Origin of the sequence: Streptomyces sp. NPDC020681 (assembly GCF_044334895.1) — a bacterium.
GTDB lineage: Bacteria > Actinomycetota > Actinomycetes > Streptomycetales > Streptomycetaceae > Streptomyces.
Genome location: NZ_JBIRTX010000013.1, coordinates 132,086 through 148,009, shown reverse-complemented (window position 1 = coordinate 148,009; position 15,924 = coordinate 132,086). Strand labels below are relative to the sequence as shown.

Genomic DNA, 15,924 nt, shown 5'->3' with positions numbered 1-15,924 from the left:
TGGGGGCTCAGCCACGGTGGACGATGGCCTGCAGCTCTCGTGCCAGGCGGGCGACGGCTTCATCGGAGGTCTGGCGACCTGCAAGGGCATCGTGTGCGATCGCCTGGACGGCCAGACTCACCTGCTCGTAGCGCGGGCTCTTGGGGCGAGGTTTGGCCGTCAGGACGCTCTGCTTCAGCGTTGGCAGATAGGGGAACCTGTTCACCAGAGCGGGGTCTGAGTACAAGGCCGCCCGTACCGGTGGCAGTGACCCTTGCGTGAGCACCTGGCGCTGGACGCGCTCGCTGGTGAGGTAGGCGATCAGCTCGGTTGCTGACTTCTGATGCCGTGAGTCGGCGTTGATGGCGAGGTTGGAGCCTCCGAGGATGCTCGAGCCTTGGCCGTTCGGTCCGGGTAGCGGGACGGCGCCGACCTTGCCGGCGATCTCGGAGCCTTTCTCGTTGGCCAGGTCATACACATATGGCCAGTTGCGCAGAAAGAGCAGGTCGCCGTTCTGGAAGGCGCGCCGGGATTCTTCTTCCTTGAACGTAAGGGCGTCCCTGGGTATCCAGCCGTCGCGAACGCCGCGGGCGAGGAAGTCCAGGCCCTCGCGGGCGGCGGGGGAGTCGACGGTGGCCCGTGTGCCCTCGTTGCTGAGGATCTGGCCCCCGGCAGATTGGATGACCTCGGCGATGTTGACGGTCAGTCCCTCATAGGGAAGGTATTGGCCGGCATAGCCGTCGAGGCCGTATTTCGGCGCGATCGACTTCGCCTGACTCTCGAGTTCGCGCCAGGTGCGTGGCGGCTGCTGGCCCTCTCGCTGGAGTAGATCCTTGCGGTAATAGAGCAGTCCCGCGTTGGTGACGTAGGGGACGGCGTAGAGCTCCCCCTGGAAGGTGGCGGTGTCCACAACGGGAGGCAGGAAATCGTCCAGCGGGAACCGTTCGGCGTCGAGCGGGGTGATCCAGCCGGCGGCGGCGAATTCCGAGGTCCACGTGACATCGATGTTGAGCACGTCGAAACGGCCGCTGCCTGAACGCAGGCCGGTTGCCATTTGTGCGCGCACCTCGTCCGCGGCTTCCGGCAGCTCGATGACCTTCACCTTCTCGGCAGGATGCGAGCGGTTCCACTCGCTCAGCACGTTGCGCAGGTAATCGGTCAGGTCACCGCCAGTCACGAACGTCATCGGACCGGTCTCAGGGGGCCGTTGTGCGCTGCCGCCATCCCCGGTGCAACCTGCGAGCAGTAGGGCTCCGACGGCGAGCCCTCCAGCAGCGGCTCGCGCCCACCGCATGGATGCCTCCTTCGTGTGACGCGTTCGTCGCTCTCCCGGCGTATGCTCTATGCATACCTGTTAGCCATTACGGATACCAGAGCTGGCAGAAAAGGGATACAAAGCCGGAGGAAGTCAAAATCGCCTCCGCGGTCCGCGGCGAGGGGAAGATGCGGAGTGCGTCTCGCCCTGCTGGTGCTCTTGTTCAAGGGACCAGCTCATGGCTATGAGCTCAAGCAAGCTCTCGAGAAGCTCATGGGTGCAGCTTACTCTCAGCCCAACATCGGACAGGTTTATGTCACCCTCAGTCGCCTCGAGAACGCAGGCCTGATCCAGGGAAAGGACGTCGCTCAGTCCAGTCGGCCGAACAAGCGCATTTACGAGCTCACCGAAGCCGGGCGAGAGGCAGTGGCCGACTGGTTTGAGGAGCCGGCCGAGCCAAAGGTGAGGGACAACTTCTTCATGAAGCTCGCGCTCGCCCACGAGACGGGCGCGGCCGACCAGATCGGGTTGATCAACAAACAGCGTCGTTACTGCCTGAATGCCATGCGTGACCTGTCCAAGCTCGCGGCCTCGGAAGACCGTGACAAGCGCATCTCGCATTTGCTGATCGAGGGTGCAATGCTGCACCTACAGGCTGACCTCGACTGGCTGGAACGCTGTCAGGAGGAGCTGGAATGAGCCGCGACGCCTCGTCTGCTGCCCCTGTTCCTCAGTCGATGGTGAAGGCGCAGGGTCTGGTCAAGACGTACAGGGCGGAAGGCGTCGAGGCGCAAGCCGTGCGTGGCGTCGATCTGCATATAGAGCCAGGCGAATTCGTTGCCGTCACCGGGCCCTCTGGAGCGGGTAAGTCCACGCTGCTGCATTTGCTGGGTGGCTTGGACCGCCCGGACAGTGGGAAAATCTGGCTGGACGGTCAACAAGTCGACTCGCTGAGCGAGGCTCGCTGGGCAGTGCTGCGCCGACGCAGCATCGGCATCGTCTTCCAGTTCTTCAACCTGGTCTCCAACATGACCGTGGCCGACAACATCGAACTCCCGGCACTGCTGGCCGGCAAGAGTCCACGACAGGCGAGGGCGAGCTGCGAGGAGTTGCTCGCCGAGCTGAGCCTGGAAGGCAAGATGCGCAGCATGCCCGGCGAGCTGTCTGGAGGCGAGCAGCAGCGGGTGGCGCTGGCTCGTGCCCTGGTCAACCACCCGCGCCTGCTCCTCGCCGACGAGCCGACCGGCAGCCTGGACAGCAAGGGAGGCCGCGATGTCCTGCGACTGCTCACCCGCTTCCACCAGCGCGGCCAAACCATCCTGCTGGTCACCCACGACGCGAGGGCTGCCAGCACGGCGGACCGAGTGATCAGTTTCTTCGACGGCCAAGTAGTCGACGACGCGGTCCTCGGCGGGCCTGAGCATGTGCCGAGGAGTGTCGCCGACGTCTTGAGAATCAAGGGTTGACCAATGCGGGCCACACTGCGGTGGGCACACGCCGACCTTCGTGCCAACCGCGGCGAGGCACTTTTCATCGTCCTGGCTACCGCAGGGATCATCGCCGCCCTCTTGCTGGCGGGCGCGCTCCTGCAATATGCGGCCAACCCATGGCAGCGCGTCTTCACCGAGTCCTCCGGCGCACACGTATGGATCCACACCAGGGCAAACGAGCGCACCGAGAAGCTGACTGACATCGACGGTGTCGCAGCCTTCTCCGGACCCTTCCCAACTGCCCCGGCCACCGCCGAAATCCGCGGCACGAGGGTGTCACTGGAGCTGCGCGGTGCCGAACCCGAACCCCCCGATGCGGCTCGCCCACTGGTTGACTCCGGACACTGGCTGGAAGCCGGCGTCCCCAATGGGATCGTTCTCGAGCGGTCGGCCGCCGATGCGCTGTGGGCCAAGCCAGGTGACGCTCTGCGGGTCCGCGGCAGCGACAGCAGATATACGACTCTTCGGGTCGTGGGGGTGGCGGACAGCGCGGAACCGCGGTTCGTCCGTGGGGTGCGGCCCGGCGTCGCCTGGCTGCTGCCCTCACAGCTTCACCGGGTCGAACCCGACACCCGTCGTGTCGGGCAGACGGTCGGACTCCGGCTGGCCGATCCCCAGGACACCGATTTCGCCGTGCAGCAGGCGGTTACGTTGATCGGTGCCGACCAGGTTGCCAGGGTGTCCACGTGGGACGAGGCGCGGTCCGAAGCTGAGGGCGACAACCGCCTCCTGGGACTGCTGCTCGGCTCCTTCGGTCTGGGGGCATTGCTGGCTGCCGCTCTCGCGGTGACCGGAGCAATCAGTACCCGCGTTCGCGGCCATCTGCGGGACATCTCCGTCCTGAAGGCCATCGGGTTCACACCCGGTCAGGTCGTGCGCGCATTCTTGGTCGAGCATGTGGCCTTCGCGCTCATCGGAGTTGCCTTCGGGGCGATTGTCACGGAGATGCTGGGCCCCCGGATTCCCGGCCGCATCGGGGACGCGATGGTGCTGTGGCGCGACCTGCCCGAGCATGCCTGGAGACTCCTCGCCACATCACTCGGGGCGGTTCTCGTCATCGCAACAGCGACCGGCCTGGCCGCCTGGCGTGCTGGTCGCGTCTCACCTGTTCCCGTCGCCCGAGGAGCCGTCAAGAGCGGCCGCCGGCTGTCAAGAACTGCCAGATTCGCTCTGCAGCTGAGAACACCGCCCGCACTCGTACTCGGCTGGCGCGGCGCTTTCCACCGGCCGGCGCGCGCCGCTGCGGCCGTGGGGCGGCTCGCGCTCCCGCTGCTGATGATCACGATCGCTCTGGGGGCCTGGTCGACCCTCGACCGCTTTGAAAGCCGGCCCGAGGACGTGGGACTCGCCGCAGAACTTCGCGCCAAGCCGGAGGGCATCGACGATGCGACTGCACGCAGGCTGCTGGCCGATCAACCGGGCGTCACAGCGGCCCACCCGGGTGTAGAAGTCGCGGCGCTGGTCCCTGGCCAGACCAGGACGATCACGCTCCGCGGCTTGGGCACCCCGGAGCACCCCTACCCCTTCACCATCGCTGAGGGCCGCACCATCCAGAACTCGGACGAAGCAGTGGCGGGCCAGGGGCTTCTTGACCTCATGGGAGCGCAGGTCGGTGACTGGGTCCGCATGACCGTCGGAGGCAGCCCGCAAGTCCTCCACATCGTAGGCCGCAGTATCGAGCCACAGGACGGCGGCCGGGTGATCTCCACGACCGTCGACACGCTTCGGGAGGGAGACGCCTCGCTGCGGCCCGAGTTCTACAACCTGGTCCTGACACGTGCGGCTGATCCCGATGCGGTGAGCACCGCCCTGGCCGAGTCCTCCGACGGTGGGTTTGAGGTCCGGAAGAACACCAATCCCACCGACCAACTCTCCGCCGCCCGCGGGGTGATCATCGGACTCGTCGGAGTGCTCGCCTTCATCGGTCTGGCGGAACTGTCCACCGTCATCGCCGCCGGACTTCGCGAACATGGCCGCGACCTTCTCGCCCTCAAAGCCATCGGGCTCACCCCCCGTCAGATCACCGCAGTAATCGTCACAAGCACGGGGCTCATCGCGGCGGCAGCAGCCCTGACAGGAACCCTCCTGGGCGTCCGCGCGTCGACGTGGCTGATCGACCTGCAGGGGAGATCGAGCGGGCTCGGCGCGGGCGTTGCCCAGCCTCCCTCCCCGGCAGTGCTGCTCCTGCTCGGCGGAGCCGCCGTCGCCGGGGCGATCGCAGTCTCAACCTTGCCGGCCGCGCGCGCATCCCGACGCAGGCTGGCGGACACGCTCAGCGATGTCATGTGAGGGTGTGCGGCGCGACCACTGTTCGAGGCTGTTCCGCGTACTCATGCCGCGTCACCGGGTCAACGGCTCGCCGACCGGGCTGCGTTCGGAGCACTCTGCACGACGCCCAGTCGTAGCTGTTGGTGTGCACCGTGAACTTCACCACGCCATGCCATGGGTGTCGCTGTTGCGGGCTTGGCTGTTGGGCAGGATGGTGCCGAAGCTGTAGTGGCCGGCGCCGCCCATACCGGCGACGAAGTGCCGTAGGCGCGGGCGGTGTCGAGCTGGCCTCACGGGTTCACCCGAAGTAGCCGGTGGCGCCGGGGTGTTGTAGTCGTGGTTGTCCGGCGCCGGCTTGGTGCGCGCCTTGTGCCGGCCCCACGTCGGGTCGTAGCGGCGGCACGGAAACCGGTCCTCCCCATGCAGCCGAACCGCCTATCGTGCCTGCCGTGCAGATCACCACACTGGATCCTCAGCCACGGTCCTACGGCCAAGGCGCGTTGGTCACCGATGTCGCGAGGCTGGTGTTCATCAGCGGCCAGGTCCCGGAGGACAACGACGGACGCGTCCCGGATGACTTCGACGGCCAGTGCCGGCTGGCTTGGCGCAACGTACTGTCCGTGCTGGAAGCAGCAGACGTGACCGTGCGCAATCTTGCGAAGGTCACCGTCTTCCGGTCCGACCGGCGCTACCGGGAGGCCAACGCCCGGATCCGCCACGAAGTCCTCGGCGACCACAGTCCCGCTATGACTGTCATCATCACGGGCATCTACGACGAAGCCTGGCTGCTGGAGATCGAAGCAGTCGCGGCGGCCTGAGCGTCGGCCCCCCGGCGGGGTCTCCTGGTCACGGCACGTGCCGTGGCCAGGAACGTTCACCGGGTTGCGGCAGCGGAGCAGCGTGTGCCGAAAGTCGTTTCGTGCCGTGTGGGAAGCGCCCTAGTGTGGCGCGGTGACGACTCAGATGATCATTCTCAACGGCGGTTCCAGTTCGGGGAAGTCCGGGATCGTACGGTGCCTGCAGGCCGTACTGCCGGATCCGTGGCTGGTGTTCGGGTGCGACTCGTTCGTCGACGCCATGCCCGCGAAGATGCAGGCGGCGGACGAGGGGATCACGTTCGCTGCGGAGGGCGGAGTGAGCGTCGGGGCGGACTTCCGGGCGCTGGAGGCGGCGTGGATGGAGGGCGTCGTGGCAATGGCCCGTGCAGGCGCCAGGGTCATCATCGATGACGTCTTCCTTGGCGGAGCGGCGTCCCAGCAGCGATGGCAGAAGGCCCTTGGCGGACTGGCCGTGTTGTGGGTCGGCGTCAGGTGTGAGCGTGCGGTCGCCGCGGGCCGTGAGGTCGCGCGAGGAGATCGCGTCCAGGGGATGGCCGCGTTGCAGGCGGATGTGGTTCACGAGGGGGTGTTCTACGACGTGGAGGTGGACACGACGCGCACCGAGTCCCTGCAGTGCGCGCGAAACATCGCCGCCCACGTCAGCTGATCGCCGCCGCGGCGGCTGACGACTCCGGCCGACTTCTCCGCCCGGCTAAGGATGCATCGTCGCTTCGCCGGTGACGCGGATGCCGACCTGCTCGCCGGGACGAACGGCGACCGGTCCGGCCGTGCGGACGTCGACCGGCATGTCCAGACCCTCCACATCAACGGTGATCATGGCGTCGTGGCCGTAGAAGCACACGTCGACGACCGTGCCGCGCGCGGCCGGCGAAGCGGGCTCGGTCAGGCGGAGTTGTTCCGGCCGCAGCAGCACCGTGCCGGCGTGGGTGCCGGCGGGTCCGGCGAGCGCGACCTTGCCGAGTGGGGTGGTGGCCGTGGCGTCCTGCGCCGAGGCCGGGAGGAGGACGGCGTCACCGACGAAGCTGGCTACCCAGGGGTTCGTCGGGCGGCCGTAGACCTCCTGCGGGGTGTCGCACTGGGCTACGCGGCCGTCCCGTACGACCGCGACGAGGTCGGCCGTGGAGAGGGCCTCCTGCTGGTCGTGTGTGACGAGGACAGCTGTGGCACCGCTGGCCCGCAGAGCGGCCCGGACATCGGCGCGGACTCCGGCGCGCAGGGCACTGTCCAGTGCATTGAACGGCTCGTCGAGCAGCACCAGTTGGGGCTTGGGGGCCAGGGCGCGGGCCACGGCGATGCGCTGCTGCTGGCCGCCAGAGAGTTCGTGCGGCATGCGGTTGCCGTATCCGGCGAGTCCCACCAGCTCGAGCATCTCGTCCGTGCGGCGCCTTCGTGCGCCGCGGTCGAGGCCGGTGAGGCCGAAGGAGACGTTGCGGGCGACGCTCAAGTGAGGGAAGAGCGCGCCTTCTTGGGGGACGATGCCGATGCGGCGGCGTTCCGGGGGGAGGTGCAGGCCGGGGCCGCTGAGCGTGTGCCCGCCGACGGTCACTGTTCCCGCGTCGGCGCGGAGGAAGCCGGCGATGATCCGCAGCAGGGTCGTCTTGCCGCAGCCGGAAGGGCCGAGTACGGCGGCGAACGAGCCGCCGGGCACGGTGAGTTCAAGGCTGTTGAGGACGGTTGCGTCCGGCCCGTACGCCTTGGTCAGCGCCTCGATCCGAAGGTCGTTCATGTGCGATGCCTCCCGAGGAGGTACGAGGGGATTGCGGCGAGGAGGATCAGTGCGGCGGCGTAGGGGGCCGCCGCGGCGAACGAACCTGCGCCTGTCTCTGTCCACAGCCGGGTGGCGAGAGTGTCCATGCCGGTGGGGCGGAGCAGCAGGGTGGCGGGAAGTTCCTTCATGCAGACCACGAACGTCAGCGCCGCACCGGCGGCGACGCCGGGAGCGGCCAGCGGCACAGTCACCTCGCGCAGGACCCGCAGCGGCGAGCGGCCGAGCGAGCGCGCGACATCCTCCAGCAGGGGAGGAGCCTGGATGACCGCTGCGCGCGTGGCCGCGACCGCGACCGGCAGGAACAGCACGGCGTACGCACCGATCAGCAGCGGCGTTTCCTGGTACAGAGGATGGGCGTAGCGCACGGCGAAGAAGACGAGCGAGAGCGCGACGGTGATGCCGGGCACCGCGTGGCCCGCGTAGGCGGCCTGTTCCAACAGGCGGGCGGCGTGACCTCGGTGGCGTGCGGCGATGACGCCGACCGGAACGGCGAGCAGGGTCGTGAGGGCGGCGCCCGCCGCGGCGATGCCGAGAGTGGTGAGCGCCGTGTCGGCCAGCGTGCCGGGGTCCCAGGTCGCGGAGTTGCCGACGGCTAGCCAGTAGCCCAGCGTGGCCAGCGGGAAGGCGACGGCGGCCGCGGTGACTGCGGCGCACCACGCGAGCGCGGGTGCGCGGAACCGTCCCAGGGACGCGGGGACGGCCGGGCGTGCGGTGCCGGTGCCGGTCCTCGAGTGGCCGGCGCGACCGCGGGTGCGTGCCTCGCCCGCGACCAGGGCAATGGTCATGAGGACGAGGACCGCGCTGAGCGCCGCGGCCGGAGTACGGTCGAAACTCGCCCGGTACGACGTGTAGATGCCGCGGGTGAACGTGTCGTACCGCATCAGCGACACCGCGCCGAAGTCGGACAGGACGTACAGCGCGACCAGCAGCCCGCCGCCGGCCGCGGCGGGACGCAACTGCGGAAGCGTGACCCGGAAGAAGGTGCGCATCGGGCCGTGCCCGAGTGAGCGGGACACCTCCTCCTGGGCCGGGTCGATGCCGCGCAGCGCGGCGGCGACCGGCAGATACACGTACGGGAAACTCACCAGGGTCAGCGCCAGGGCGGACCCGGTGAAGCCCGCCAACTCCGGTGCGGCGGACAGCCAGGCGAACGCGGCCACGTAGCTGGGCACGGCCAGCGGCAGTGTCACCAGCACCGACCAGGCCCGCGCGCCGGGCAGCGCGGTCCGTACGACCAGCCACGCCAGGGAAACACCGAGGGCCAGGCAGGCCGCCACGACGACGGCGGTGAGGCCGAGGCTGCGGCCGAGCAGGACGGCGGTGCGGTCGTCGGCGACGATGTCCCACGCGTAGCCGGGGCCCCGCTCCAGTGCGCGGATCGCCAAGTAGCCGAGCGGTAGCACGGCGAGGGCAGCGGCCAGGCAGGCGGGGACGATCAGGACCCACGACGGGCGGCCTCCGGCGCGCCGACGCCCGGCGGGCGCGGGGGCGCCTGCCGGGCGGGGGTCATGACGCGTCCGGACGGGAGAATCCGGTGTGGTCACGAGGGTCAGACCATTCCGACGTCCTGGAGCATGGCCAGGGTTTCCTTGAGCGAGTCGAGCTTGCCGAGGTCGATCGCGGGTGCCTGGAGGGAGTCGAGCGGCGGCAGGCCCTTGGTGGTGGTCTTGACTCCGGCGGCCAGCGGGTACTCCTTGGTCTCGTCGGCGAAGTACGTCTGCGCCTCGGAGGAGAGCAGGAAGTCGACCGCCTGCTGGGCGTACGCGTTCTGCTTGGCGTCGGCGCCCTTCAGCTTGCCCACTCCGGCCACGTTGACCAGGCCGCCCGGGTCGCCCTTGGGCAGGAAGTGGACCTTGGCGTCGATCTTGCCCTCGCCCTCCTCGGTGACCTTCTCGTACCAGTAGTAGTGGTTGAGCAGGCCGAGCGAGACCTCGCCGGAGTCCACGGCGTCCAGGACGTTGAGGTTGTTGTCGTACGCCTTCACGCCGTTGGCTTTCAGGCCCTTGAGCCAGGTCCGGGTGGCGTCGTCGCCCTCCAGGACCCGCATGCCGGTGACGAACGCCTGGAAGGAGGCGTTGGTCGGGGCGTATCCGACCTTGCCCTTCCACTCGGGCTTCACCAGGTCGTGCACGGTGTCCGGCGGCGTCGGGACCTTCTCGGGGTTGTACGCGATGACGCGGACGCGGCCACTGACGCCGGCCCAGTCACCGGCGGTGCCGCGGTACGCGGGGGCGACCTTGTCCAGCGTCGCCTTGGGCAGCGGCGCCAGGCGCCCTTCCTTGGACAGGGCGCCGAGGGCGCCGGCGTCCTGCGAGAGGAACAGACCCGCCTCGGTCTTGTCGCCCTCCTCCAGGATCTGGGCGGAGAGTTCGGCGCTGTCGCCGTAGCGGACCTCGACCCTCGTCTTGAGCGACTTCTCCAGCTTCTCGATCAGCGGCTTGACGAGCTTCTCGTTGCGGCCGGAGTAGATCACGAGTCCGGCGGGTTCGTCGCTGCCGCAGGCGGCAAGAGCTGGCACAAGCATGCCTGCCGCGACGAGCGAGGCGAGACGGCGGGCCAAGGGGCGTCGCATTGTGGTGCCTTCCTGACAATGCCCGCCCCCACGCCTGGCCGGGCGATGTCGGTGAGGGAGAGCGGCGAACCTGTGAACCACTAATAGATAAGGTAAAGCTAACCTCACCGTCAACAACGGCGTGATAACGGACTACGCGAGGTTCGCAAGGGTCGGGGTCGCTCGGTCTGTGACATTTCTGTGCCTTTCCAATGAGGTAAGGCATGCCTAAGATGCGCCAAGTGCTCATCACCCCTGACCTGCTTTCGGCCACCACGACTGTCCCGTTCGCCCGCCGCCTCGCGGAGTTCGGCGACCGGACCGCTCTGCTGACCCGCGACGGCGAACTGTCGTACCGTCAGCTCGCCGCGCGGGTGGCGGAGACCGCCGCGCGCCTCGGCCGGGAACGGCGTCTGGTGCTGCTGGCCGGCGCCAACACCGTCGACGCGGTCGTCACCTATCTCGCGGCGCTCGCCGCCGGCCACCCCGTCCTGCTGGTACCGGGTGACAACGGCGAAGCCGTGCGGTCGCTGACCGCCGCGTACGACCCCGACGTCGTAGCCGGGCCGGACCGAGCGGGGGAGTGGGTACTCGATGAGCGGCGAGCCGTGTCGGCACACACTCTGCACCCCGAACTCGCCCTGCTCCTGAGCACCTCAGGCTCCACGGGCTCGCCCAAGCTGGTGCGCCTCTCGCACGAGAACCTGCAGGCCAACGCCGAGTCCATTGCCGCGTACCTGGGTATTCGCGACGGCGACCGGGCGGCCACCACCCTGCCGATGCACTACTGCTACGGCCTGTCCGTCATCAACAGCAACCTGCTGAGCGGCGCCGGGCTGATCCTGACCGACCTCTCGGTGGCCGACAGCTGCTTCTGGGACCTGTTCCGCGAAGGCCGTGGCACGACGTTCGCCGGTGTCCCGTACACCTTCGACCTGCTCGACCGAGTCGGCTTCGACGCCATGGACCTTCCCCACCTGCGGTATGTCACCCAGGCCGGAGGACGGCTGGCGCCCGAGCGGGTCGCGCAGTACGCCGCCCTCGGCGAGCGCGACGGCTGGCAGCTCTTCGTCATGTACGGGCAGACGGAGGCGACGGCCCGGATGGCGTACCTGCCTCCGAACCGGGCGGCAGATCGGCCCGAGGCAATCGGCGTCCCGATCCCCGGCGGGTCCTTCCGCCTGCGGCCCCATCCCGACTGGCCCGAGCCGGACACCGGCGAACTCGTCTACTCGGGGCCGAACGTCATGCTCGGCTACGCCGAGGCCCCCTCGGACCTCGGTCTCGGCCGCACTGTCGACGAACTGCACACCGGGGACATCGCACGCGCCACGCAGGACGGCCTGTACGAAGTGGTGAGCCGCGTCAGCAGGTTCGCGAAGATCCTCGGCCTCAGGATCGATCCCCAGCGGATCGAGTCGATGCTGGCGGCACACGGCGTCATCGCTCAGTGCGCGGCCGCCGACGACCAACTCGTGGTGGCTGTCGCCCGATCCACGGACACGGGCAGGGACATCGGCGGTGACCTTGGCGGGGACAGCGGCGCGGATGCCAAGCGCGTCCGGCGGCTGGTGGCGGGCGAGTGCGGGCTGCCGCCGAGGGCAGTGCATGTCCACGTCCTGCCCGAACTTCCCCGGCTGGCCAGTGGAAAGCCTGACTACCAGGCTGTACGGGACCTGATAGGCACGCCCGTCGACGGTCGTGCCAAGTCGGCCGCCCCATCCCATGCCGCATCCCCATCCCGTGCCGCAGCCCAGCCGGGGCCGGTCGGCCCGGCGGACCTGTGCCTTCTCTACGCCGAGATCCTCGACAGGCCCGACGTCACCGAGGACAGCAGCTTTGTCAGTCTCGGCGGCGACTCACTGTCGTACGTCGAGATGTCCCTCAACCTCGAGCAGGTCCTCGGCCACCTGCCGCCCAACTGGCACACCCTTCCGATCCGCGATCTGCTCCAGCCACCGCCGACGAAGGCCCGCCAGTGGGCAACCGCCCGTCGGCGCACCCTGGAAACCAGCATCGCCCTGCGTGCCCTCGCGATCGTCTTCATCGTCGGCTCGCACATCCACGTCTTCCACATCAAGGGAGGCGCCCACCTGCTGCTGACCGTCGCGGGCTTCAACCTGGCGCGTTTTCATCTCACGTCCGCCGAACGCCGGGAGCGCATCCGCCACGGCTGGCACAGCATCGCGCGCATCGTCGTACCGAGCCTGGCCTGGATCGCCCTGCTGCTCATCGTCACCGACGACTACGGACTCTCCACGCTCTTCCTGTTCGAGAGCTTCCTCACCCCGCGCGACGGGCACGTGGCGCCCTACTGGTTCATCGAGGCCCTCGTCTGCATCCTGATCGCCGTCGTCGCCCTGCTGGGCCTGCGGGTCGTCGACCGCCTGGAGCGACGCTTCCCGTTCGGCCTGCCCATGACCCTCATGGCCATCGGGTTGCTCAGCCGATACGACGTGTTCGGCCTCCGCGAACGGATGCACTTGCCATCGGCTGTCGTCGTGCCGTGGCTGTTCGCCCTGGGCTGGGCCGCGGCGAAGGCGAGCACCGTGCGCCAACGCCTGCTTGTCACGGCGGCCGCACTGGTCACCGTCCCCGGCTTCTTCCCCGGCGAGCCGGCGCGCGAAGGGCTGATCATGGCCGGCTTCGTCCTGCTGGTGTGGGTGCCGAGCGTGCCGAGCCTCGGCCCGGTCAACCGCGTGGCAGGCGTTCTGGCTGGCAGCTCGCTGTACATCTACCTGACCCACTGGCAGGTCTTCCCGCACATCGAGGACTTCTCCGGCTGGCTGGCCCTGCTCGCCTCCGTCGCCTTCGGCGTCGCGTACGCCACGGTGGCGGCACGCGTCACCCGGGCACTGCCCTCCGTCGGCCGACGACGGCACGGGGCAGCGGCTGTGCCGCAGGGGTGACGGTGCCGGTGGACGCGGTGCGTGACGCGGCGACCGGCCTGCGCCGAGGATCGGTGCACGCTGATCCAGAGCCGGAGCGAACTCAGTGCGACGCAGCCGACGACATCCGGTTCTCCAGCTTGTTGAAGCTCTGTGTCCACCCTTCGTGGTGAAGAACGCGGCACTGCCTGACTGACCTGGCGTCGGCGAGGGTGATCGCCGTGAGGCTGCCTCCTGGGGACGGGAGAGTGCGGTAGCCATGAGCTGCGCATAGTTGAAGGTTGTTCTGTGTGAGTGAGACCCGTCGAAGTGGTCAAAGCGGCAGGATGTTTGACCATGAGCGGTGGAGAGGGAGAGTCGTTCGACGGGCGAGTGCAGTTCGAAGCTGCCCTTCAGCTTGTTGAAGCGGGGAAGGCGCTCGAACGGGAACGGTCCGAGGCGCACCGCTTGCCTGAGGCGAGCGTGGTCAGACGTCCCGAACATAAGGAGACTTGGGACAGGTTCTATCAAGTGCGCAGTCAGGCCCGACGGGCTGAGGCCCGGGATGTCATAGGACTGGCCCTGCTGGCCGTTGTTGGCTACGCGATTGCTTACTTTGTGGCCCGGGGCCTCTTCGAGCGAGTCCCCGGCCAAGGGTTTCAGCCGTCCGACACGGCCCAGATGGTCACTGCGGTTAGTGCCTTGGCTACTGCTGTCGGGGCAGGGATTGCTTCCATCCTCAAGGCATACGCGCTACTTGTGCAGGCGCGTGCGGACATGATCAGGGCAAAAGCATCGCTGCCGCCGGCTGGTGAGTCCAGCATCCCGGCACAGCCGGAGGAGGGAGAGAACCCGAGCGCTTCGTCTGCGCTCAGTTGAGGCGGGCCGCGAATGCGTGAGTGCGGGCGGCCGGCGTTTGTCACCGGTCGGGGGCTGCTCCAGGAGGCGCCTGCGCCTGCGAAGTGACAGCCTTTCAGATCCGGGTCTTGCCAACCTGCAAGTGGATGTGGTCCTGGTGGGCGGCTCGCAGCGCGGGGTCGCCGCCGTAGTCGGGATAGATGACGAAGCCGCTTCCACCGAGTTTGGGCATGGGCCATTTGTTGCCGGTGCCGATTCCGTTGGCTTCGCATTCGTACGTCGCGCAGCGGAAGGCTGTGCTGAACAGTGCGAACGCCAGTGGGTCGACGGACGGGTCGATGCGGACGTTGCTCCCCACAAGCGCCGGGAGATTTCCCCAGTTACTGAGGATCGACTTGAGGAAGGCGGTACCCCCGTCCGCCCCGGCGATACCGGACAGATCGAGTGCGCGCCCCTGGTTGTGGCAGTCGTTCGGCGGGCCGGAGCCTTGCCCGATGCCGAGGTGGCGCAGTTCCCTCACGTCGGGAGCCGAGGAGTTGATCCACCTGGTCAGCCGGTACAGGGCGATGAGCATGCGCTGGTCGACGTTGGTGAAGAAGTCGGCAGTGGGGTTCAGAGCGTTGGTGTACCTGATTCCGTCGATGGTGGCGGGCTGGACGGCCACACGCTGGCTGGGGGTGGGGGACACGATCCCGCCCGGCCCGTCGACGAAGGCAGGGCTCTTCAGACTGAGTTTGCCTCGCCTGATCAGATCAGCCATCAGCTGGTTGGCCTGCGTCAGTTGCAGCAAGCGGGCTGGAACCAGCGCACCGGGTGGTGTCGGTTCGAATGGGACCGAGGGGGACAACGTGCCGGTCTGGTCGACTTGGTCAGTGTCCACGTCGAAGCGCTGGTAGTCGTTGCCGCGGAAGAAGTAGGCGTACCGTCCACCGGAGTAGACGGCAGCGCCGAGGTTTTGGGTGAACAACCCGGGCCAGCGGCCGGCGATCTTTACGGGATAGCCGGGGTCGACCCGGTCCGCGGTGATGTCGTAGCGCACGTACGAGTCGCCTTTGAAAAGGAACAGTTTGCCTGTACCCCAGTTCACTGCGGCGTCGATGCCCGCCTGCCAATTCATGCCACCGCTGGAGCCGTCGGGGAGCCCCGGCCAGTTGCCCGCCAGAGCGAACGGGGCGTTGGGCGGCAGGTACTCCGGATCGACACCGTCCGCTACCAGGTCGTAGCGCACATACGTGGAGCCGATGAAGGCGTAGGCCTTGCTGGCACCCCACCACACGAACGCGTCAGGCGAGGCTGTGAGCCCCGGCCAGTTATCAACGACATTCAGGCCGCCTTGTTCGAAGGCGCCAGTGACCGCGTTGTAACGGTGATAGGTGTCGTCGTCGAAGAAGAGATACACCTTGTCATTCGGCCACGCGACTGCCGTTTTGAGAGCCACCACGATGAACACTCCCTTCCTGACGAGGGCCCCCGCCCGACGCGGTGCCTCGTTTCGAGGCTGACGTGGGGCGGCGCGCTCTTGCCCGTTCAGTCGATATCGGGGACCAGTTGGGCATGGCGCTCAGCCGCACGCTGACGATGGCCTTGGGTGCCTTGGCTGGGTTCGATGACACCTGTTCGGCTGGCTCCGGCTGCTGGGCGGGATTTGGCTCGCCCAGTTGGAGGGACGTGCGGCGATGAATGCCACTGTCCGGGCTCAGACCAGGCCACTCCACGCGCAGCCCGACACCGGCTGGCAGTGCCAGCCGCGGGAGTCGGCACCCGCTGCAGGGCCAGGGTCCCCAACATCCGAACCGTAATTGGATGCCGGCAGGGGCTGTTCCACCCGATTGCCGAGTATCTCGGGGTTTTCTTGAGTCTTGTAGGTGGCCACCACTTCCAAGTAGGGCTGGTAGAGATCCCAGCGGCGCTCGATCGTTCCCTGAACCGGCATGTTGAGTCGCATGGTTGCTCCCATTGTCTGAATGGGTGAGCGTCTGAGACGCAGTCTGCCCGGCGTCCTAACTTCAGGAGCCTGGGGCGGGCGTGCCGGGCGAATCGGTAGAACCA

At 68.0% G+C, this 15,924-nt stretch carries 13 protein-coding genes; 7 read left to right on the top strand and 6 right to left on the bottom strand.

Annotated features, from left to right (window positions below; all coding sequences use genetic code 11):
* Window positions 1–7: 7 nt before the first annotated feature.
* Window positions 8–1,273: an ABC transporter substrate-binding protein gene (locus ACH4YL_RS27605; RefSeq protein ID WP_398510139.1), complete on the bottom strand. Its 1,266-nt coding sequence runs from the start codon at window positions 1,271–1,273 to the stop codon at window positions 8–10.
* A gap of 156 nt (window positions 1,274–1,429) precedes the next feature.
* Here ACH4YL_RS27605 and ACH4YL_RS27600 point away from each other — a divergent pair, with 156 nt between their 5' ends.
* The 5 genes from ACH4YL_RS27600 (at window position 1,430) to cpt (ending at window position 6,477) form a co-directional block, all read left to right on the top strand.
* The gene (locus ACH4YL_RS27600) at window positions 1,430–1,933 is read left to right on the top strand and encodes a PadR family transcriptional regulator (RefSeq protein WP_398510138.1); all 504 of its coding nucleotides are present in this window, start codon (window positions 1,430–1,432) and stop codon (window positions 1,931–1,933) included.
* Window positions 1,930–2,700 carry an ABC transporter ATP-binding protein gene (locus ACH4YL_RS27595; RefSeq protein WP_398510137.1) on the top strand — a complete coding sequence of 257 codons (771 nt, stop codon included), beginning with the start codon at window positions 1,930–1,932 and terminating at the stop codon, window positions 2,698–2,700. The genes ACH4YL_RS27600 and ACH4YL_RS27595 overlap by 4 nt, the downstream gene beginning before the upstream one ends.
* A gap of 3 nt (window positions 2,701–2,703) precedes the next feature.
* Window positions 2,704–5,013 (top strand): FtsX-like permease family protein, encoded by a 2,310-nt coding sequence (locus ACH4YL_RS27590; RefSeq protein WP_398510136.1) that lies wholly within the window; start codon window positions 2,704–2,706, stop codon window positions 5,011–5,013.
* Window positions 5,014–5,441: 428 nt separating this feature from the next.
* A complete protein-coding gene (locus ACH4YL_RS27585; RefSeq protein WP_398510135.1) occupies window positions 5,442–5,810 on the top strand; it encodes a RidA family protein in 369 nt (122 codons plus the stop codon).
* A gap of 133 nt (window positions 5,811–5,943) precedes the next feature.
* Window positions 5,944–6,477: a chloramphenicol phosphotransferase CPT gene (gene cpt / locus ACH4YL_RS27580; RefSeq protein WP_398510134.1), complete on the top strand. Its 534-nt coding sequence runs from the start codon at window positions 5,944–5,946 to the stop codon at window positions 6,475–6,477.
* A gap of 45 nt (window positions 6,478–6,522) precedes the next feature.
* On the opposite strand, the gene ACH4YL_RS27575 is transcribed toward cpt, so the two are convergent.
* From ACH4YL_RS27575 to ACH4YL_RS27565, 3 genes are read right to left on the bottom strand one after another with little or no spacing between them, the layout of a single operon-like run.
* Window positions 6,523–7,557: an ABC transporter ATP-binding protein gene (locus tag ACH4YL_RS27575; protein ID WP_398510133.1), complete on the bottom strand. Its 1,035-nt coding sequence runs from the start codon at window positions 7,555–7,557 to the stop codon at window positions 6,523–6,525.
* Entirely contained in the window at window positions 7,554–9,143 is a 1,590-nt protein-coding gene (locus ACH4YL_RS27570; RefSeq protein ID WP_398510132.1) for an ABC transporter permease, read from the bottom strand. Before ACH4YL_RS27570 ends, ACH4YL_RS27575 begins: the two co-directional genes overlap by 4 nt.
* Window positions 9,144–9,148: 5 nt before the next feature.
* Window positions 9,149–10,171, bottom strand: coding sequence for an iron ABC transporter substrate-binding protein (locus tag ACH4YL_RS27565; RefSeq protein WP_398510131.1), 1,023 nt, complete (start codon window positions 10,169–10,171; stop codon window positions 9,149–9,151).
* A 203-nt stretch (window positions 10,172–10,374) separates the two neighbouring features.
* On the opposite strand from ACH4YL_RS27565, the gene ACH4YL_RS27560 reads away from it, so the two are divergent.
* Both ACH4YL_RS27560 and ACH4YL_RS27555 read left to right on the top strand, forming a co-directional pair.
* A complete protein-coding gene (locus ACH4YL_RS27560; protein WP_398510130.1) occupies window positions 10,375–13,059 on the top strand; it encodes an AMP-binding protein in 2,685 nt (894 codons plus the stop codon).
* 315 nt (window positions 13,060–13,374) lie between these two features.
* Window positions 13,375–13,896, top strand: a complete 522-nt coding sequence (locus ACH4YL_RS27555; RefSeq protein ID WP_398510129.1) for a hypothetical protein — start codon at window positions 13,375–13,377, stop codon at window positions 13,894–13,896.
* A gap of 94 nt (window positions 13,897–13,990) precedes the next feature.
* Here the strand turns inward: ACH4YL_RS27555 and ACH4YL_RS27550 are convergent, their stop codons facing one another.
* A complete protein-coding gene (locus tag ACH4YL_RS27550) occupies window positions 13,991–15,325 on the bottom strand; it encodes a hemopexin repeat-containing protein (protein WP_398510128.1) in 1,335 nt (444 codons plus the stop codon).
* A gap of 246 nt (window positions 15,326–15,571) precedes the next feature.
* On the bottom strand, window positions 15,572–15,820 hold the full coding sequence (locus ACH4YL_RS27545) for a hypothetical protein (protein WP_398510127.1): 249 nt from the start codon (window positions 15,818–15,820) through the stop codon (window positions 15,572–15,574).
* Between the last annotated feature and the right edge of the window lie 104 nt (window positions 15,821–15,924).

What these genes read in the sequence shown, in the direction of transcription:
- ACH4YL_RS27605 (WP_398510139.1), bottom strand. Translation starts at nt 1,273, where the DNA reads ATGCGGTGGGCGCGAGCCGCTGCTGGAGGGCTCGCCGTCGGAGCCCTA.
- ACH4YL_RS27595 (WP_398510137.1), top strand. Translation starts at nt 1,930, where the DNA reads ATGAGCCGCGACGCCTCGTCTGCTGCCCCTGTTCCTCAGTCGATGGTG.
- ACH4YL_RS27590 (WP_398510136.1), top strand. Translation starts at nt 2,704, where the DNA reads ATGCGGGCCACACTGCGGTGGGCACACGCCGACCTTCGTGCCAACCGC.
- ACH4YL_RS27575 (WP_398510133.1), bottom strand. Translation starts at nt 7,557, where the DNA reads ATGAACGACCTTCGGATCGAGGCGCTGACCAAGGCGTACGGGCCGGAC.
- ACH4YL_RS27565 (WP_398510131.1), bottom strand. Translation starts at nt 10,171, where the DNA reads ATGCGACGCCCCTTGGCCCGCCGTCTCGCCTCGCTCGTCGCGGCAGGC.
- ACH4YL_RS27560 (WP_398510130.1), top strand. Translation starts at nt 10,375, where the DNA reads ATGCCTAAGATGCGCCAAGTGCTCATCACCCCTGACCTGCTTTCGGCC.
- ACH4YL_RS27555 (WP_398510129.1), top strand. Translation starts at nt 13,375, where the DNA reads ATGAGCGGTGGAGAGGGAGAGTCGTTCGACGGGCGAGTGCAGTTCGAA.
- ACH4YL_RS27545 (WP_398510127.1), bottom strand. Translation starts at nt 15,820, where the DNA reads ATGCGACTCAACATGCCGGTTCAGGGAACGATCGAGCGCCGCTGGGAT.